This is a genomic window from Sphingomonas sp. Leaf5, assembly GCF_001421155.1.
Classification (GTDB): domain Bacteria; phylum Pseudomonadota; class Alphaproteobacteria; order Sphingomonadales; family Sphingomonadaceae; genus Sphingomonas.
In genome coordinates this window covers 86,721-101,865 of sequence record NZ_LMJZ01000001.1, presented here as the reverse complement: position 1 = coordinate 101,865, position 15,145 = coordinate 86,721, and the positions used below count along the sequence as shown (strand labels likewise).

Genomic DNA, 15,145 nt, shown 5'->3' with positions numbered 1-15,145 from the left:
AATACGGGACGGGCCGTTTCATGGCGCAACCGCCATGCCATCGGAATTGCAAGGCGTCGCGCAGGCGGAGAACGTACATGCCCCAAGCGCCCATCGAGTCGGCGAGCCAACGCAACAACGAAAAAGCCCGCCAGGCATTCACCTGACGGGCTTTCTATATGGTGGGCGCGGCAAGGATTGAACTTGCGACCCCTGCGATGTCAACACAGTGCTCTACCACTGAGCTACGCGCCCGGCGATCTCTCTGTTGCCGGAGAGATCGAAACCGGAGTGGCGCTGTTAGCGGCGCGGTTGCCGCCTGACAAGCGCTTAATTGCTGGTCGGCACTCTTTCTTCCCCGAACAGCCGGTCGACCTCGGCAACCAGCTCGCGCAGGTGGAACGGCTTGGACAGGATACGGGCATGCGGCACCTGTCGTCCCGCCTTGAGCGTGACCGCCGCGAAACCGGTGATGAACATCACGCGCAGGTCGGGAACCATCTCGCCGGCGCGCTGGGCCAGTTCGATGCCGTCCATTTCCGGCATAACGATGTCGGTCAGCAACAGGTCGAAGCTTTCGGTGCGCAACAGCGGAATCGCCGCGGTACCGCGATCGACCGCGCTGACGCCATAGCCGGCACGTTCCAGCGCGCGCGTAAGATACTCGCGCATCACCTGGTCGTCTTCGGCCAGCAAAATCCTGTACATCCCAACCCCTTCGACCCGAGCCCGGACAGTATGCCGGTCCGGGTTAAGATTTTCCAGTGATATGCTCGACAACTGCGGCGGGCCGTGATCCTGTACGGGACATGATCCCCGCCCCCCTGTCCTTTCGCCGTTTCGGTCCGGCCGATCCGGTGTCGCCCGTGGTGGTGTCGGTGCCGCATGCCGGACGCGACTATCCGCCGGCGATGCTGTCGCTGCTGACGGTGCCGGTCGCGCGGCTGACGGCGCTGGAGGACCGGTATGTCGATGCGGTCGCACAGGGCGCGCACCGCGACGAAACGATGCTGGTGGCGACACGGGCGCGGGGCTGGATCGACCTCAACCGATCGCCGGTGCGCGACCGCGATCCGCAGGTCGATGCGGGCGCGGACCCACGCAATGCCGGCCATGCCGCATCGGACAAGGTCCGCAGCGGTATCGGGCTGATCCCCCGTCGCGCCGGCGGTGCAGACAATATGTGGCGACGCAAGCTGACCAATGCGGAAGTGGTCGAACGAATCACAACGGACCACGCCCCGTATCATGCTGCGGTGGCGGCGGCACTGGCGGCGGCGCATGCCCGATTCGGCATCGCCATCCTGCTCGACCTGCATTCGATGCCGCCGCTGGTTGGGCTCACGCCCGCGCAGATCGTGCTCGGTGACCGGTACGGGCGGAGCGCGGGCGGACAGCTGACCGCATCGATCGCGGCGGTAGTGCGCGATCATGGGCTGCCGCTGGCGATCAACCATCCCTATGCCGGCGGCCATATCCTGTCGGAACACGCCCGGCCGCGCGCCGACATCCATGCGCTGCAACTGGAGATCGACCGCAACCTGTACCTCGACGAGGCGCTCGACCGGCCCGGTGCGGGCCTCGGCAAGACCATCGCGCTGGTGCGGGCCGTGCTCGACCGGGCAGCCGACGTCGCGCTGAACATGACGCGCCGCATCGCAGCGGAATAGCTCAAGAAAAAAGCCACCCCGTGTATAACACGGAGTGGCCAAGGTTCAGGGAGGAGGCGCGTGAAACGCGCCGCACGGTCCAACGAAAGGGGGGACATCGAACCGTGTAACCACTATTTAGGTAGCTGTCCGGACGGCTTCAAGAGCCTTTTTACATTTGACCGTGACTTTATCGCAACGCGCCTTAGCGCGTCCGCCGTCCGCCCGGCAGCATGCGCGAAACGATACCGTCGCGCAGCAGGAACTGGTGCCGCAGCGCCGCGCCGACATGGAGCGCGACCAGTCCGGCCATCAGGAAGCCGCCGACTTCATGGACCTCATGACCGGCCCCGGCAACGACAGGTGTAATCGGCAGATACGGGATCGGGAACAGCCCGAACCAGTCGAGCGGATAGCGCCTGGCCCCCGACACCATCGCCCAACCGCTCAACGGCAGGACGATCAGCAACCCATAGAACAGGCGATGCGTCCAGCTCGCCGCCAGCCGTTCCCAACCCGCAACGAAGGCGGGCAGTGGCGGCGGCGGGTTGGCGATACGCCAGACGATGCGCCCGGCGGTCAGCACCAGCACGGTGATGCCGACCGCCTTGTGAACGCCCATCGACCCGCCGACCAGGCCGATCCACAGATTGACCAGCACGAGCAGCGCGATCGTCCAGTGAAAGAAGATCGCACCGCGCGAATAACGCTGGGCGTGGAACGGCCGGGTGCCGCGCATCAGAAGGTGGGAACCGCCGCCGGCTGCGCCTGCACCTTGCCCTGCCGCATCTGCCGCGCGAACACGTCCCGCATCAGCGACAGCGAGAACAGGTGCGCGAAGATCAGCGGCAGCATGCCCGACTGCTGCATCTTGCGCAGCTGGTCGCCGCGCAGCTCGTTCAGCTTTTCTTCCGAGATCATCTGGAAACCGCGATAGACGAACGGCTGGTCGTTGCCTTCCTGCTGGATCGACACTTCGCCGTCCATCAGCAGGCCCATGTCCTTGATCTCCTTCATGAACATGCCGGTCTTCTGCCCGGCCTGCTCGAATTGCTCGTTGAAGGCGAGGATCTGCTTGGTGACTTCGCTGGGCTGATCGCCGTCGAACAGCGGCTCGCCCTCTTCGAACGGACCGATCACGTCCGACGTCGGATCGAAGCACAGCGACAGTTCGTCCGACTCCGGGCGCAGGCGCGCGAGGAGATAGGGATAGCGGCGGATATAGGCCGGGATGTAGGTTTCGGGGTCGATCAACCGGCCATCGTCGTCGAGGAAGGTGTTGACGCCTTCGTTCAGGCCCATCAGCGCCAGCGGCACGGGATCGTCACCGACCGAAAAGACAATCGGCATCCGGCGCTGCACCAGCGGGAATTCCTCGACCGTGACGGGAATCGCATGCTGCCCGGTCAGGAACGGCGCACGATCCGACGAACGGACCTTCCAGTTGCCGTGCGTCTGGCTCGAAAGCGGTTCGAGCTGGTTGTAGAACAGCGGAAGCGATTGATTCTGCGGCGCGCTGGCCATTTCAGGGTCTCCAGATACTCAATTCGGTCCGGCTGATTGCCGGACGGCCGCCCCCCCGGGCGTACCTCGTGCCACCGTCTATGGATTGGTCGCGCGGGGCGCAAGCGATACGAGCTTGCCCGGATTGAACAGCCCTAGGGGGTCCAGCCCGGCCTTGATCGCGCGCAACGCCGCCAGCCGGGCGGGCGGACCCAGCCGGTCCAGTTCGGCCAGTTTCATCTGGCCGATGCCATGTTCTGCCGAGATCGACCCGCCCGCCGCCGTCACCGCGTCATGGACGAAGCGGGTGATTACCGGCGCGTCCTGCGCATACCAGCGGGCCGGGTCGACACCCATTGGCGCGCGGACGTGGAAATGGACATTGCCGTCGCCCAGATGGCCGAAGGCGGTGGCATGGGTGCCGGGAAAGCGCGCCTCCGCGGCCGCGGCCGCCTGCGTCATGAACCGCGGCATGGTGTCGACCGGCACCGAAATATCATGCTGGACCGCCGGCCCGGTCGATTTCTCCGCCGCCGACAGCGAATCGCGCAACCGCCAAAAGGCGTCAGCCTGCGCTTCGCTGGTGGCGAGCACCGCATCCTCGATCCGTCCTGCGGCGAACCCATCGGCGAGCAGCGTTTCGAGCAGGGCCGCAGGCGGCGATTCGCCGGGGGCCGCGACCGCCTCGATCAGCAACTGCCACGGATGGTCGCCCACCAGCGGCGCACGCGCGCCGGGCACATGCGCGACGGCCAGCGTTAGCGTATCGGCGGGGATGATCTCGAAACTCTCGATCCGGTCGGTCTTTGCCTGCATCGCGCGCAGCAGGTCCAGCCCCGCCTGCGGATCGCCGATCCCGACCCAGGCGACGGCACGTTCGGCGATGGCCGGGGCCAGCCGCAAGGTCGCGGCGGTGACGATGCCGAGCGTACCCTCCGCCCCGACCAGCAACTGCGTTAGGTCGTACCCGCGATTGTCCTTGGGCAGTACCGCCAGCCCGTCATGCACCGATCCGTCGGGCAGCACCGCCTCGACGCCCAGCACCAGCCGCCGCATATTGCCCCAGCGCAGCACCTGCGTCCCGCCGGCATTGGTCGACACCAGCCCGCCGATCGTCGCACTGCCCCGCGCGCCCAGCGTCAGCGGGAATCGCTGGTCGGTATTGGCGGCGGCTTCGTGCAGGTTCTGAAGGATGACGCCTGCTTCGGCGACCGCCTGTCCCGGATCGATACGCCGCAACCGATCCATCCGCCGGAGCGACAGCAGCACCGCGTCGCCCTGCGCTGGCGGGGTCGCGCCGCCGACCATCGACGTGTTGCCGCCCTGCGGCACGATCGGCACACCATGTTTCGCGGCCAGCGCGACCAGCGCAGCGACCTGTTCCGTAGCGGAAGGTTCGAACAGCGCCGCGCTTCGCCCATGAAAGCGCCCGCGCCAGTCGGTCAGCCACGGCGCGATCCGTTCGACATCGGTGGTGACGATCCGGTCGCCCAGCCCCGCACGGGCATCGGCGACCATCGCGGCGACGGGCGACGGCATCATGGACCGGGCGGTAGCACCGCTATCCCCTTGCGACCAGTTCATCTGCGGTTAAATTCCGATCGGAGATGTTCACCGCGTGACCGCCCTGCCGCTTCCCGCAGCGACCCTGATGTTGCTCCTGCTCGCGCTGCCCGGTGCCGCGCAGCGCCGGCTCGCCGACCCGCCGGCGACGACGGTGTTGCGGACCGAGATGCGCATCCAGCGGATGATCATTCGCGTCCCCCGCGCGCCCTTCGCCCCCGTCGCGTTCAGTGCGCCGCGTGCGCTGCCGCCGATCCAGTGGATCGAAAAACGTACCGACCGCTGCCTGCCCCTACAGAATGTCGCGGCGGTGACGATCAGCCGCACCGACAGCGTCGATCTGTTGCTGAACGGTGGCGGGCGGGTGCGGGCGCGGCTCGCCGACAATTGCCCGTCGCTCGATTTCTATGCCGGCATGTATATCAAACCGAGCAGCGACGGGCGGATGTGCGCGTCGCGCGACGTCATCCGCTCACGCACCGGCGGACAATGCCGGATCGCGCAGTTCCGCGCGCTGGTCCCGGCGCGCTGAATTGCGGACGGCGCACACGCCAACCTTGACTTTTCGGACATTTTCCGCGACGCGCGGTCCGATTTACCGGAGCGCGGGCCTGTTGCGTTCCCCAGCCATGGAACCGCAATGACCTTCGCCGATCTCGGCCTGTCCGACGAACTGCTGCGTTCCGTCAACGATTCGGGCTATACCGAACCGACTCCGATTCAGGCGGCGGCGATCCCGTCGGTGCTGATGATGCGCGATCTGGTCGCGATCGCCCAGACCGGCACCGGCAAGACCGCGTCGTTCGTGCTGCCGATGATCGACATTTTGGCGCAGGGGCGCAGTCGGGCACGGATGCCACGCTCGCTGATCCTCGAACCGACGCGCGAACTCGCCGCGCAGGTTGCCGAGAATTTTGAGAAATATGGCGCGAACCACAAGCTGTCGATGGCGCTGCTGATCGGCGGCGTGTCGATGGGCGACCAGCTCGCCGCGCTCGAAAAGGGCGTCGACGTGCTGATCGCGACGCCGGGCCGGCTGATGGACCTGTTCACGCGCGGGAAGATTCTGCTGACCGGCTGTTCGATGCTGGTCATCGACGAAGCCGACCGGATGCTCGACATGGGGTTCATTCCCGATATCGAGGAAATCTGCACCAAGCTGCCCAAACAGCGTCAGACGCTGTTGTTCTCGGCCACCATGCCGCCGCCGATCAAGAAGCTGGCCGACAAGTTCCTCGACAATCCCAAGACGATCGAGGTGTCGCGTCCGGCATCGACCAATCTGAACATCGCGCAGCATGTCGTACCGGTCAGCGCCGCGAAGAAGCGCGAAGTGCTGCGCACGCTGCTGGCGACCGAGGAGGTCCGCAACGCGATCATCTTCTGCAATCGCAAGACGACGGTCCGCGAACTGAACAAGAGCCTGCAGCGCGCCCGCTTCCGCTCGGCCGAAATCCATGGCGACATGGACCAGTCCGCCCGCATCGCCGAACTGGAACGCTTCAAATCGGGGGACGTCTCGATCCTCGTCGCCTCGGACGTCGCGGCGCGCGGCCTCGACGTGAAGGGCGTGAGCCACGTCTTCAACTATGACGCGCCGTGGCATCCCGACGATTATGTCCATCGTATCGGGCGCACCGGCCGCGGTGGCGCGACCGGCATCGCCTATACGCTGGTCACGCCCGATGATGCCGAGAATATCGCCAATATCGAAAAGCTGACCGGACAGAAGATCCCGGTCCTGAACATGGACGATGCCGCCCCCGAACCGGCAACCGCCGAGGTTGAGGCGGTCGAGGAAGCACCGCGCCGTGGCCGTCGCAGCCGTCCCGCCGCCGAAGCCGAGGCACCCGAGGCCCCGCGCGAGCGCGAACCGCGTGCCGAGCGTGCGCCACGCGCCGAGCGCGAGGAACGCCGCCCCCGTCGCGAACGCGAGGAACGCGCACCCCAGCAGCGCGACGAACGCCCGGCCCGCTACGTCCAGCAGGACGCGGTCGAGGATGGCGGCTGGAACGGCCCCGTCCCCGCCTTCCTGAATGTCCGCATCCCGCTCTGATCCGGTGGACGACGTGTTCGAACCGGTCGCTGCGCAGGCGATCGAAAGCCCCTGCGTGCTGGTCTGTTCGATCGATACCGACACCGGCTGGTGCCTCGGCTGCGGACGGACGCGCGACGAGATCGCGCGCTGGACCGCGATCGACAGTGAGGCGCGCCGCGCGGTGATGGCGGTGCTGCCGCAACGGATGGCGGTGCTGGAACAATAGCTTGCCCGGACCCCGGACGGTTGCCGTGCGTTAGCGCGCCATCCAGACATTCGGAGGTTCCCCCCATGGCCGTCACGCTCAAGCCGCTGTCCGAACAGACCATCGTCATCACCGGTGCCTCGTCGGGGATCGGCCTCGCCACCGCCCGCCGCGCGGCGCGTGAAGGCGCGAAGGTGCTGCTGGTCGCCCGCAACGAAGACGCGCTGCGCGAGGCGACCGAATCGATCCTGCTGCGCGGCGGCAAGGCGGAGTTCCTCGCGATCGACATCACCGCCGCCGATGCTCCTGAACGGATCGGAGCGAAGGCACGCGAGGCGTTCGGCGGGTTCGACACCTGGGTGAACGACGCCGCCGTCGCGCTCTATGCGCGGTTGGAGGCGACCGGCATCGATGAGCAGCGCCGGGTGTTCGACGTCGGCTATTTCGCGACCGTCGCCGCCTCGCTCTATGCGGCGCGCGAACTGACGGCGCGGGGCGGCGGGGCGATCGTCAATCTCGGGTCGATCCTGTCCGACCGGTCGGTGCCGGTGCAGGGCGCGTACAGCGCGATGAAACATGCGGTGCAGGGCTTTACCGAAGCGTTCCGGATGGAGATGGAGGCCGAAGGCCGCCCGGTATCGGTGACGTTGATCAAACCCGCCGCGATCGACACCCCCTATCCCGAGCATGCCCGCAACCGCATGGACAAGCCGGCGCGCGTCCCGCCGGTCGTCTATGATCCCGAACTGGTCGCCAAGGCGATCTGCTTCGCCGCTGCCCATCCCAAGCGCGACCTGACCATCGGCGGCACCGGCATGGCGATGACCAAGATGAGCAACCTGCTGCCGCGCAGCGCCGACCGGTTCATGGAAATGTTCTTCAAGGAAGAGGCGCAGACGATCGCCACCCCCGCGACGCCCGGTGCCAAGGACAATCTGTTCGAACCGCGCAAGGACGGCCGCGAACGGTCGAACCAGGACAATCATGTCCGCAAGCAGAGCTTCGCGCTCGAAGCGCAGATGCGACCATGGACGACCATGGCGATCTTGGGCGGAGTCGGCGTCGCGGCGGGCATGCTGCTGTCGCTCCGCGGATCGACACCGCGCCGGACCGACGACGAGGTGAAGTTGCTGCCGCCGCCGACCACGGCGCATCAGGCGGACGGCAGCGATTCGTCGGCTTCCTATGCGGCGGGGATCGCCGATGAGGGCACGATCCCCGAACCGCACGAACCGGTGTTTTCCGAACGTCCGGTCGGCGCGGTCGAAGCGCCGAATGCGGCCGATATCAAGGTCGCACACCCCTGAACGCCAGACGCCGCCCCTCCCTTCCGGGGGAGGGCGGCTTCACTCGCCCGGCGCGCGCAGCAGCTTGCGGATGAAGCCGATCAGCCCGGTCTGCCGCGACCGGCGCAGCCGTTCCGCAGCGAGGATCGTCTGCACCTTGCGGAAGCAATCCTCGACATCGTCGTTGACCAGCACATAGTCATAGCTGTCCCAATGGCTGACCTCGGCCGCCGATCGCGCCATGCGGGCGTCGATCACCTCGACGCTGTCGGTGTTGCGCGACACCAGCCGTTGGCGCAGCTCGGCCATCGACGGCGGCAGGATGAAGACGCGGACGACGTCACCGCCGGCAATCTGGAACAGCTGTTGGGCGCCCTGCCAGTCGATATCGAACAGTACGTCCTTGCCCGCGCTCAGCATCGCTTCGACCGGCGCGCGGGGCGTGCCGTAGCGGTTGCCGAACACATGCGCCCATTCGAGAAATTCATGGGCCGACACCATGCGCCGAAATTCTTCCAGATCGACGAAGTGGTAATCCTTGCCGTCGACTTCCCCCTCGCGCGGTCCGCGCGTGGTGGCGGACACCGACATCGACAGGTCGGTTTCGGCGGCCAGCAGCTTGCGTGCGATCGTCGACTTGCCCGCCCCGGATGGAGAGGACAGGACGAACAACAGCCCCCGGCGCTTGAAGCCGTGGAGGTCGGGGTCTGGCAGATGGCTCATGGCGGGGCCTCATCGCGCGTGCGGGCGCACGACGTCAAGGGGCGACGGAATCCCGTCGCCCCTGATGTTCACTTACGTGTCGCGGATAGCGTGCCCGCCCGATGCGCCGGGCGGCTGCGGTTTCCGCGATCGGCGGGAACCGCAAAACCATCAATAACCGCGCCGCATCTTGTCGAGCTTGCGGCGGTCATAGGCCTTTTTCGCGGCATAGCCGCCGCCGAGGATCATGCCGAGCGGCCCCATGCGCCGCATCACGCTGCCGGCGACCCAGCCCATCGCCGCACCCTTCACACCACCACGTCCGTCGCGGCGATCCATTTTGCGCCCGACCAGTGCGCCGATAATACGTCCGATCATGCTGCATTCTCCGTTTCGAACAATTGTGCCTTCAGCTCGCCTGCGCCGCGCAAGACGGCCCAGCCGACAGCGTAAGTAATCGCCATGGGCACCACGACTTTCAGGACATTGGCGACAATCGCACCCTTGATCGCGCCATCGACGCTCGAGTCATCGTCGCCGCTCATCTTGTCGATCGCGGCACCGACCAGTGCCCCTATCGTCGTCGCACCCATGATTACCCTCGCTAAGATTATACACATACAGCGCGGGAAGGGCCGGGATGTTCCGTGCAGCATGGTCATGCCAACCACGCGTCGATGCCAAAGGTCACAAAAGTCACACTCGCACCGCTTGCGGGCGTTGCGCGAAGCCACCGAGCCACCTTGTCAAATAACGCGGGCAACGACGCCCAGCCGACGGCATGGCACAGGCCGGCCGTGTAGGACAGCGATCGGCGTTATCCGACCATCGTCTCCGGCCGGACTAGCCGATCGAACGTCGCCGCATCGACCAGCCCCAGCGCCAGCCCGGCTTCGCGCAGCGTCAGCCCCTCGGCATGGGCGTGCTTGGCGATCTTGGCGGCATTGTCATAGCCGATCTCGGGCGCGAGCGCGGTGACCAGCATCAGCGAACGTTCGACCAGTTCGCCGATCCGCGCGCGGTTCGGCTCGATCCCGTCGACGCACCGATCGGCGAAGCTGGTCATGCCGACGCTGAGCAGATCGACCGAGCGCAGCACCGCTGCGCCGATCAGCGGCTTGAAGACATTGAGTTCGAGATGCCCCTGCATCCCGCCCACCGTCACCGACAGGTGGTTGCCCATCACCTGCGCCGCGACCATGGTCAGCATCTCACACTGGGTCGGGTTGACCTTGCCCGGCATGATCGAACTGCCGGGTTCGTTCGCCGGCAGGTCGATCTCACCCAGTCCCGAGCGGGGGCCGGAACCGAGCAGTCGGATATCGTTGGCGATCTTGGTCAGCGCGACCGCCAGCGTATTGAGCGTGCCCGACAGCTGGACCAGCGGATCGTTCGACGCCAGCGCCTCGAACTTGTTGGGTGCGGTGACGAAGGCGTGGCCGGTGATCGCGGCGATCTCCGCTGCCACCCCCTCGGCAAAACCGGGGGCGGCGTTCAGGCCGGTGCCGACTGCGGTCCCACCCTGCGCGAGGCGGAGCAGGTCCCCTTCGGCCGCATGCAACCGCCGCTTCGCATCGCGCAACTGCGCGACATAGCCCGAAATTTCCTGCCCCAGCGTCAGCGGCGTCGCGTCCTGCAAATGGGTGCGCCCGATCTTGACGATATCAGCCCATTCCTTCGCCTTTGCCGCCAGCGAGTCCGCCAGCCGGTCGAGCGCAGGGAGCAGGTCGCGGTTCAGCGCGACGACCGCCGCGACGTGCAGCGCGGTCGGGAAACTGTCGTTCGACGACTGCCCCTTGTTCACATGGTCGTTGGGGTGGACCGGCGACTTGCCGCCACGCGTGCCGGTCAGCACCTCGTTGGCGCGCCCGGCGATCACTTCATTGGCGTTCATGTTCGATTGGGTCCCGCTGCCGGTCTGCCAGATGACCAGCGGGAACTGATCGTCGAGCTTGCCCTCAATCACCTCGCGCGCCGCTGCCTCGATGGCGTCGGCGATGCTGCCCTCCAGACCATGGGCCCGATTCACCCGCGCCGCCGCCTGCTTCACGATCGCCAGCGCATGGACGATGCCGATCGGCATCCGTTCGGACGGGGGAAAGGGGAAATTCTCGATCGATCGTTCGGTCTGCGCGCCCCAATAGGCGTCGGCGGGAACCTCGATCGCGCCGATCGAGTCGGTTTCGGTACGGGTATCAGTCATCTCCCGAGAACCCGTGGGCGCGTCAGTCGATCCGTTTCGACAGGAAGAAGCGCGCATGGCCCGGCGGGAAATCGTCGATCGTGCCGAAATGGCCGAAGCCCAGTTTTTCGTAGAAGCCGCGCGCCTGAAAGCTGAACGTGTCGAGCCAGATGCCGATGCAATCCGCCGCGCGCGCCAGTTCCTCGGCCCGCTGCATCAGGTCGCGGCCGATCCCCTGCCCCTTCAACGCCGGGGAAACCGCCAGAAACTCGACGAACAGCCAGCGATAGCCGATCTTGCCCCACAGCCCGCCGGTGATCATGCCGGCGTCGTCGCGGACCACGATCGCGACCTGCCGACGTTCGGTCGGCTCGACCGCGGCATCGTTATGCGCCGACAGGATGCGCAGGATTGCCTCGCGCTCGCCCTCACCCGGCGCGGCGACGACCTCGATCGTCACTTCTTGCGTTTGAAGTCCACCGCGACGACGTTCGATCCGTCCTCGCTGGTAGCGATCGGCGCGTCGTTTTCGGGCGGATCATGCGGTTCGGGCTCGTCGCCCGGTTCGTCATTCGCCTGAAAGCGCAGTTCGAAATTGACCGCCGGATCGTGGAAACCGGTAATCGCCGCGAACGGAATGACCAGCGTCGACGGAATGCCGCCGAAGCTCAGCCCCACCGAAAACCGTTCGGCATCGACGGTCAGGTCCCAGAAACGATGCTGGATGACGATCGTCATCTCGTCCGGAAACCGTTCGATCAGCCGCCGGGGGATGTCGACGCCCGGTGCCTGCGTCTTGAACGTGATGTAGAAATGATGCTCGCCGGGCAGTGCGCCGGTGGCGGATACCTGCCCGAGCACGCGGCCGACGACGGCGCGCAAAGCTTCCTGGACGATCTCGTCATACGGGATCAGGCTGTCGGCGACGGGCTGGTTCATGGGCCTTGGGTTAGCGGCGTTTGCCCGCCCGTCAAGATTCGTTGCGTTGCATGGGAGCCGGCAGGCGCTATGGACACGGCCATGCGCACCGCCACCATCGCCCGCAAGACCAGCGAGACGTCGATCGACGTCACGGTCAATCTCGACGGCACCGGCACCTTTGACGTGTCGACCGGCGTCGGGTTTTTCGACCATATGCTCGAACAGCTGAGCCGCCATTCGCTGATCGACCTGACCGTGCGGACGCTCGGCGACCTGCATATCGACGCGCACCATACGGTCGAGGATACCGGCATTGCCATTGGCGAGGCGTTCGCCAAGGCGCTGGGCGACAAGCGCGGCATCCGCCGCTATGGCGACGCGCTGTCGCCGATGGACGAGACGCTGACCCGTGTCGCTTTGGACATTTCGGGGCGGCCGTGGCTGGTATGGAAGGTGGCGTTCACCCAGGCGCAGCTCGGCACGATGGATACCGAGATGTTCGGCCATTTCTGCCACAGCTTCGCACAGGCGGCGGGCATCACGCTGCACGTCGAGACGCTGTACGGGACCAACAACCACCATATCGCCGAGAGCATCTTCAAGGGGCTGGCCCGCGCCTTGCGCACCGCGACCGAGATCGATCCGCGCAAGAGCGATGCCATCCCCTCGACCAAGGGAGTGTTGTGACATGGTAGCCCGTCCGATGCAGCCGATGAGCCTAGCGATGCTCACCTATGTGAAGCCGCTCGACGAGGTCGATGTCCACCGCGACGCGCATGTCGCGTGGATCAAGAAGGCGATGGACGAGGGGGTCATGCTGATCGCCGGGCGTCGCACTCCACCGACCGGCGGCGTGCTGCTGTTCCGCGGCGAAGCGGACGCGGTGCGCGCGGTGGCGGAGACCGACCCGTTCGTCGTGAACGGCGTCGCGACGGTCGAGATCGTCGCCTTCACCATGACGCTGGCGATCGACCAGATCGGCGACCTCTTTTGATCGCACTGATCGATTACGGTGCGGGCAATCTCCATTCGGTCGCCAATGCGCTGAAGGCGGCGGGCGCGGCGGACCTGTCGATCACCGCCGATCCGGAAGCGGTGCGGAGCGCCGATCGGATCGTCCTGCCCGGGGTCGGCGCGTTCGCGGCGTGTATGAACGGCCTGACCGCGATTCCCGGCATGGTCGAGGCGATGCGCGAGCGGGCGCTGGACGGCGGTGTACCGTTCCTTGGCGTGTGTGTCGGCATGCAGTTGCTCGCCACCACCGGGGAGGAATTCGGCGTCCATGCCGGGCTGGGCTGGATCGACGGCACCGTCCGCCGGCTGCCCGCGTCGCCCGGCATCACCGTGCCGCATATGGGCTGGAACGATGTCGTGCCTTGCCGCGAGCATCCGTTGCTGGTGCCGGGTGAGGCGTATTTCCTGCACAGCTATGCGTTCGATGGCGATCAGGTGCTGGCCACCACCGACCATGGCGGCCCGGTGACCGCGGCGATCGGCCGCGACAACCTGCTGGGCGTGCAGTTCCACCCCGAAAAGAGCCAGCGCTATGGCATCGCGCTGCTGGAGAGGTTCCTGAAATGGCGTCCTTGACGGTTTTCCCCGCGATCGACCTGAAGGGCGGACAGGTCGTCCGTCTGGCCGAGGGCGATATGGACCGCGCCACCGTCTATGGCGACGATCCGGCGCAGCAGGCGCGGTTGTTCGCCGATGCCGGGGCGGATCATCTGCATGTCGTCGACCTCGACGGTGCGTTCGCGGGTCAGTCGGTCAATGGCAATGCGGTCGCCGCGATCCTGAAGGCATTTCCGGGTCGGGTGCAGCTCGGCGGCGGGATTCGCAACCGCGCCAATGTCGATCGCTGGATCGACCTCGGCGTCGCGCGGGTCGTGATCGGCACTGCCGCGCTGGAAAACCCGGATTTCGTGCGCGAGGCCGCCGCCGCCTGTCCGGGGCAGGTCGTGGTCGCGGTCGATGCGTGGGACGGCATGGTCGCGACGCGCGGCTGGGCGGATGTGTCGACCGTCTCGGTCACCGACCTTGCCCGCCGGTTCGAGGATGCCGGCGTCGCCGCGCTGCTGTTCACCGATGTCGGCCGCGACGGGATGCTGAAGGGCTGCAATGTCGAGGCGACCGCCGCACTGGCCGCTGCCGTCTCGATCCCGGTCATCGCCAGCGGCGGGGTCGCGGGGATCGAGGATATTCACGCGCTGAAGGGCAAGCCGGGGATCGAGGGCGTCATCACCGGCCGCGCGCTGTATGACGGTCGCCTCGATCTGGCGGAAGCGATCCGGGTCGCCGGCGCATGACCGTTCGGGCGCGGGTGATCCCCTGTCTCGACGTCCATGCCGGGCGGGTGGTGAAGGGCGTCAATTTCGTCGAACTGCGCGATGCCGGCGATCCGGTCGAACAGGCGCGCGCCTATGATGCGGCGGGTGCCGATGAACTGACCTTCCTCGACATCGGCGCGAGTCACGAGGGGCGCGACACGATCATCGACGTGGTGCGGCGGACGGCGGAGGTGTGCTTCATGCCGCTGACCGTCGGTGGCGGGGTGCGATCGCCCGAGGATGCGCGGGCGCTGCTGCTGGCGGGGGCCGATAAGGTCGCGGTAAATTCCGCTGCCGTCGCCCGGCCCGAACTGGTCGCCGACATCGCCGACCGCTTCGGCAGCCAGTGCGTCACCGCATCGGTCGATGCGCGGCGGGTCGAGGGGCGCTGGGAAGTGTTCACCCATGGCGGCAGGCGGGCGACCGGCATCGACGCGGTCGACCATGCGCGCAAGCTGGCGGCGCTGGGCGCGGGAGAGTTGCTGGTCACATCGATGGACCGCGACGGGACGCGTGACGGCTATGACCTCGACCTGATCCGCACCATCGCCGATGCGGTCTCGGTACCGGTCGTCGCCTCGGGCGGGGTCGGTACGCTCGACCATCTGGTCGCGGGGGTGATCGAGGGCCATGCCAGCGCCGTGCTGGCGGCGTCGATCTTCCATTTCGGCGAGGCGTCGGTGGCCGATGCGCATGCCGCGCTGGCGGCGGCGGGAGTGCCGGTCCGGTCGCCGGCGCGGGGGTAGACGGGCTGTGCCTTCAACCCATTAGTCAGATCACCCTCACCCTT

General features: G+C 66.7%; 20 protein-coding genes and 1 tRNA gene. 10 read left to right on the top strand and 11 right to left on the bottom strand.

Annotated elements, in window-relative coordinates; genetic code table 11:
* Positions 1-159: 159 nt before the first annotated feature.
* Both ASE50_RS00490 and cpdR read right to left on the bottom strand, forming a co-directional pair.
* A tRNA-Val gene (locus ASE50_RS00490) sits at positions 160-234 on the bottom strand.
* Between the two features lie 75 nt (positions 235-309).
* Positions 310-687 (bottom strand): cell cycle two-component system response regulator CpdR, encoded by a 378-nt coding sequence (cpdR, locus tag ASE50_RS00485; protein WP_056394277.1) that lies wholly within the window; start codon positions 685-687, stop codon positions 310-312.
* A gap of 101 nt (positions 688-788) precedes the next feature.
* Between cpdR and ASE50_RS00480 the strand changes: the two genes are divergently transcribed.
* Positions 789-1,649 carry an N-formylglutamate amidohydrolase gene (locus ASE50_RS00480; RefSeq protein WP_056394272.1) on the top strand — a complete coding sequence of 287 codons (861 nt, stop codon included), beginning with the start codon at positions 789-791 and terminating at the stop codon, positions 1,647-1,649.
* 184 nt (positions 1,650-1,833) lie between these two features.
* On the opposite strand, the gene ASE50_RS00475 is transcribed toward ASE50_RS00480, so the two are convergent.
* From ASE50_RS00475 to ASE50_RS00465, 3 genes are all read right to left on the bottom strand, one after another.
* A complete protein-coding gene (locus ASE50_RS00475; RefSeq protein WP_056394268.1) occupies positions 1,834-2,367 on the bottom strand; it encodes a cytochrome b in 534 nt (177 codons plus the stop codon).
* A complete protein-coding gene (locus ASE50_RS00470; RefSeq protein ID WP_056394265.1) occupies positions 2,367-3,152 on the bottom strand; it encodes a SapC family protein in 786 nt (261 codons plus the stop codon). Before ASE50_RS00470 ends, ASE50_RS00475 begins: the two co-directional genes overlap by 1 nt.
* A gap of 78 nt (positions 3,153-3,230) precedes the next feature.
* Positions 3,231-4,673 carry an FAD-binding oxidoreductase gene (locus ASE50_RS00465; protein ID WP_056394262.1) on the bottom strand — a complete coding sequence of 481 codons (1,443 nt, stop codon included), beginning with the start codon at positions 4,671-4,673 and terminating at the stop codon, positions 3,231-3,233.
* A 76-nt stretch (positions 4,674-4,749) separates the two neighbouring features.
* Between ASE50_RS00465 and ASE50_RS00460 the strand changes: the two genes are divergently transcribed.
* From ASE50_RS00460 to ASE50_RS00445, 4 genes are all read left to right on the top strand, one after another.
* A complete protein-coding gene (locus tag ASE50_RS00460; RefSeq protein WP_056394261.1) occupies positions 4,750-5,226 on the top strand; it encodes a hypothetical protein in 477 nt (158 codons plus the stop codon).
* A gap of 108 nt (positions 5,227-5,334) precedes the next feature.
* The gene (locus ASE50_RS00455; protein ID WP_056394259.1) at positions 5,335-6,750 is read left to right on the top strand and encodes a DEAD/DEAH box helicase; all 1,416 of its coding nucleotides are present in this window, start codon (positions 5,335-5,337) and stop codon (positions 6,748-6,750) included.
* A gap of 13 nt (positions 6,751-6,763) precedes the next feature.
* Positions 6,764-6,958: a DUF1289 domain-containing protein gene (locus ASE50_RS00450; protein WP_235512061.1), complete on the top strand. Its 195-nt coding sequence runs from the start codon at positions 6,764-6,766 to the stop codon at positions 6,956-6,958.
* Between the two features lie 65 nt (positions 6,959-7,023).
* On the top strand, positions 7,024-8,244 hold the full coding sequence (locus tag ASE50_RS00445; protein ID WP_056394253.1) for an SDR family oxidoreductase: 1,221 nt from the start codon (positions 7,024-7,026) through the stop codon (positions 8,242-8,244).
* A gap of 39 nt (positions 8,245-8,283) precedes the next feature.
* Here the strand turns inward: ASE50_RS00445 and gmk are convergent, their stop codons facing one another.
* The 6 genes from gmk to ASE50_RS00415 all read right to left on the bottom strand — a co-directional run bounded on the left by gmk (position 8,284) and on the right by ASE50_RS00415 (position 12,046).
* Positions 8,284-8,946, bottom strand: coding sequence for a guanylate kinase (gene gmk / locus ASE50_RS00440; RefSeq protein ID WP_056394248.1), 663 nt, complete (start codon positions 8,944-8,946; stop codon positions 8,284-8,286).
* Between the two features lie 150 nt (positions 8,947-9,096).
* Complete coding sequence (locus ASE50_RS00435) at positions 9,097-9,303, bottom strand: hypothetical protein (RefSeq protein WP_056394246.1); 207 nt, start codon at positions 9,301-9,303, stop codon at positions 9,097-9,099.
* Positions 9,300-9,518: a hypothetical protein gene (locus ASE50_RS00430; protein WP_056394243.1), complete on the bottom strand. Its 219-nt coding sequence runs from the start codon at positions 9,516-9,518 to the stop codon at positions 9,300-9,302. Before ASE50_RS00430 ends, ASE50_RS00435 begins: the two co-directional genes overlap by 4 nt.
* Positions 9,519-9,742: 224 nt before the next feature.
* Entirely contained in the window at positions 9,743-11,128 is a 1,386-nt protein-coding gene (gene fumC, locus ASE50_RS00425; RefSeq protein ID WP_056394240.1) for a class II fumarate hydratase, read from the bottom strand.
* Between the two features lie 22 nt (positions 11,129-11,150).
* Positions 11,151-11,567 (bottom strand): GNAT family N-acetyltransferase, encoded by a 417-nt coding sequence (locus tag ASE50_RS00420; RefSeq protein WP_056394237.1) that lies wholly within the window; start codon positions 11,565-11,567, stop codon positions 11,151-11,153.
* On the bottom strand, positions 11,564-12,046 hold the full coding sequence (locus tag ASE50_RS00415) for an SspB family protein (protein WP_056003134.1): 483 nt from the start codon (positions 12,044-12,046) through the stop codon (positions 11,564-11,566). The genes ASE50_RS00420 and ASE50_RS00415 overlap by 4 nt, the downstream gene beginning before the upstream one ends.
* An 81-nt stretch (positions 12,047-12,127) precedes the next feature.
* Between ASE50_RS00415 and hisB the strand changes: the two genes are divergently transcribed.
* From hisB to hisF, 5 genes are read left to right on the top strand one after another with little or no spacing between them, the layout of a single operon-like run.
* A complete protein-coding gene (hisB, locus tag ASE50_RS00410; RefSeq protein ID WP_056395546.1) occupies positions 12,128-12,715 on the top strand; it encodes an imidazoleglycerol-phosphate dehydratase HisB in 588 nt (195 codons plus the stop codon).
* 1 nt (position 12,716) lies between these two features.
* Positions 12,717-13,022, top strand: a complete 306-nt coding sequence (locus tag ASE50_RS00405) for a YciI family protein (protein ID WP_056394234.1) — start codon at positions 12,717-12,719, stop codon at positions 13,020-13,022.
* On the top strand, positions 13,019-13,618 hold the full coding sequence (hisH, locus tag ASE50_RS00400) for an imidazole glycerol phosphate synthase subunit HisH (RefSeq protein WP_056394231.1): 600 nt from the start codon (positions 13,019-13,021) through the stop codon (positions 13,616-13,618). Before ASE50_RS00405 ends, hisH begins: the two co-directional genes overlap by 4 nt.
* Complete coding sequence (gene hisA, locus ASE50_RS00395; protein WP_056394229.1) at positions 13,606-14,334, top strand: 1-(5-phosphoribosyl)-5-[(5-phosphoribosylamino)methylideneamino]imidazole-4-carboxamide isomerase; 729 nt, start codon at positions 13,606-13,608, stop codon at positions 14,332-14,334. Before hisH ends, hisA begins: the two co-directional genes overlap by 13 nt.
* Complete coding sequence (hisF, locus tag ASE50_RS00390; protein ID WP_056394226.1) at positions 14,331-15,101, top strand: imidazole glycerol phosphate synthase subunit HisF; 771 nt, start codon at positions 14,331-14,333, stop codon at positions 15,099-15,101. Before hisA ends, hisF begins: the two co-directional genes overlap by 4 nt.
* Positions 15,102-15,145 lie beyond the last annotated feature (44 nt).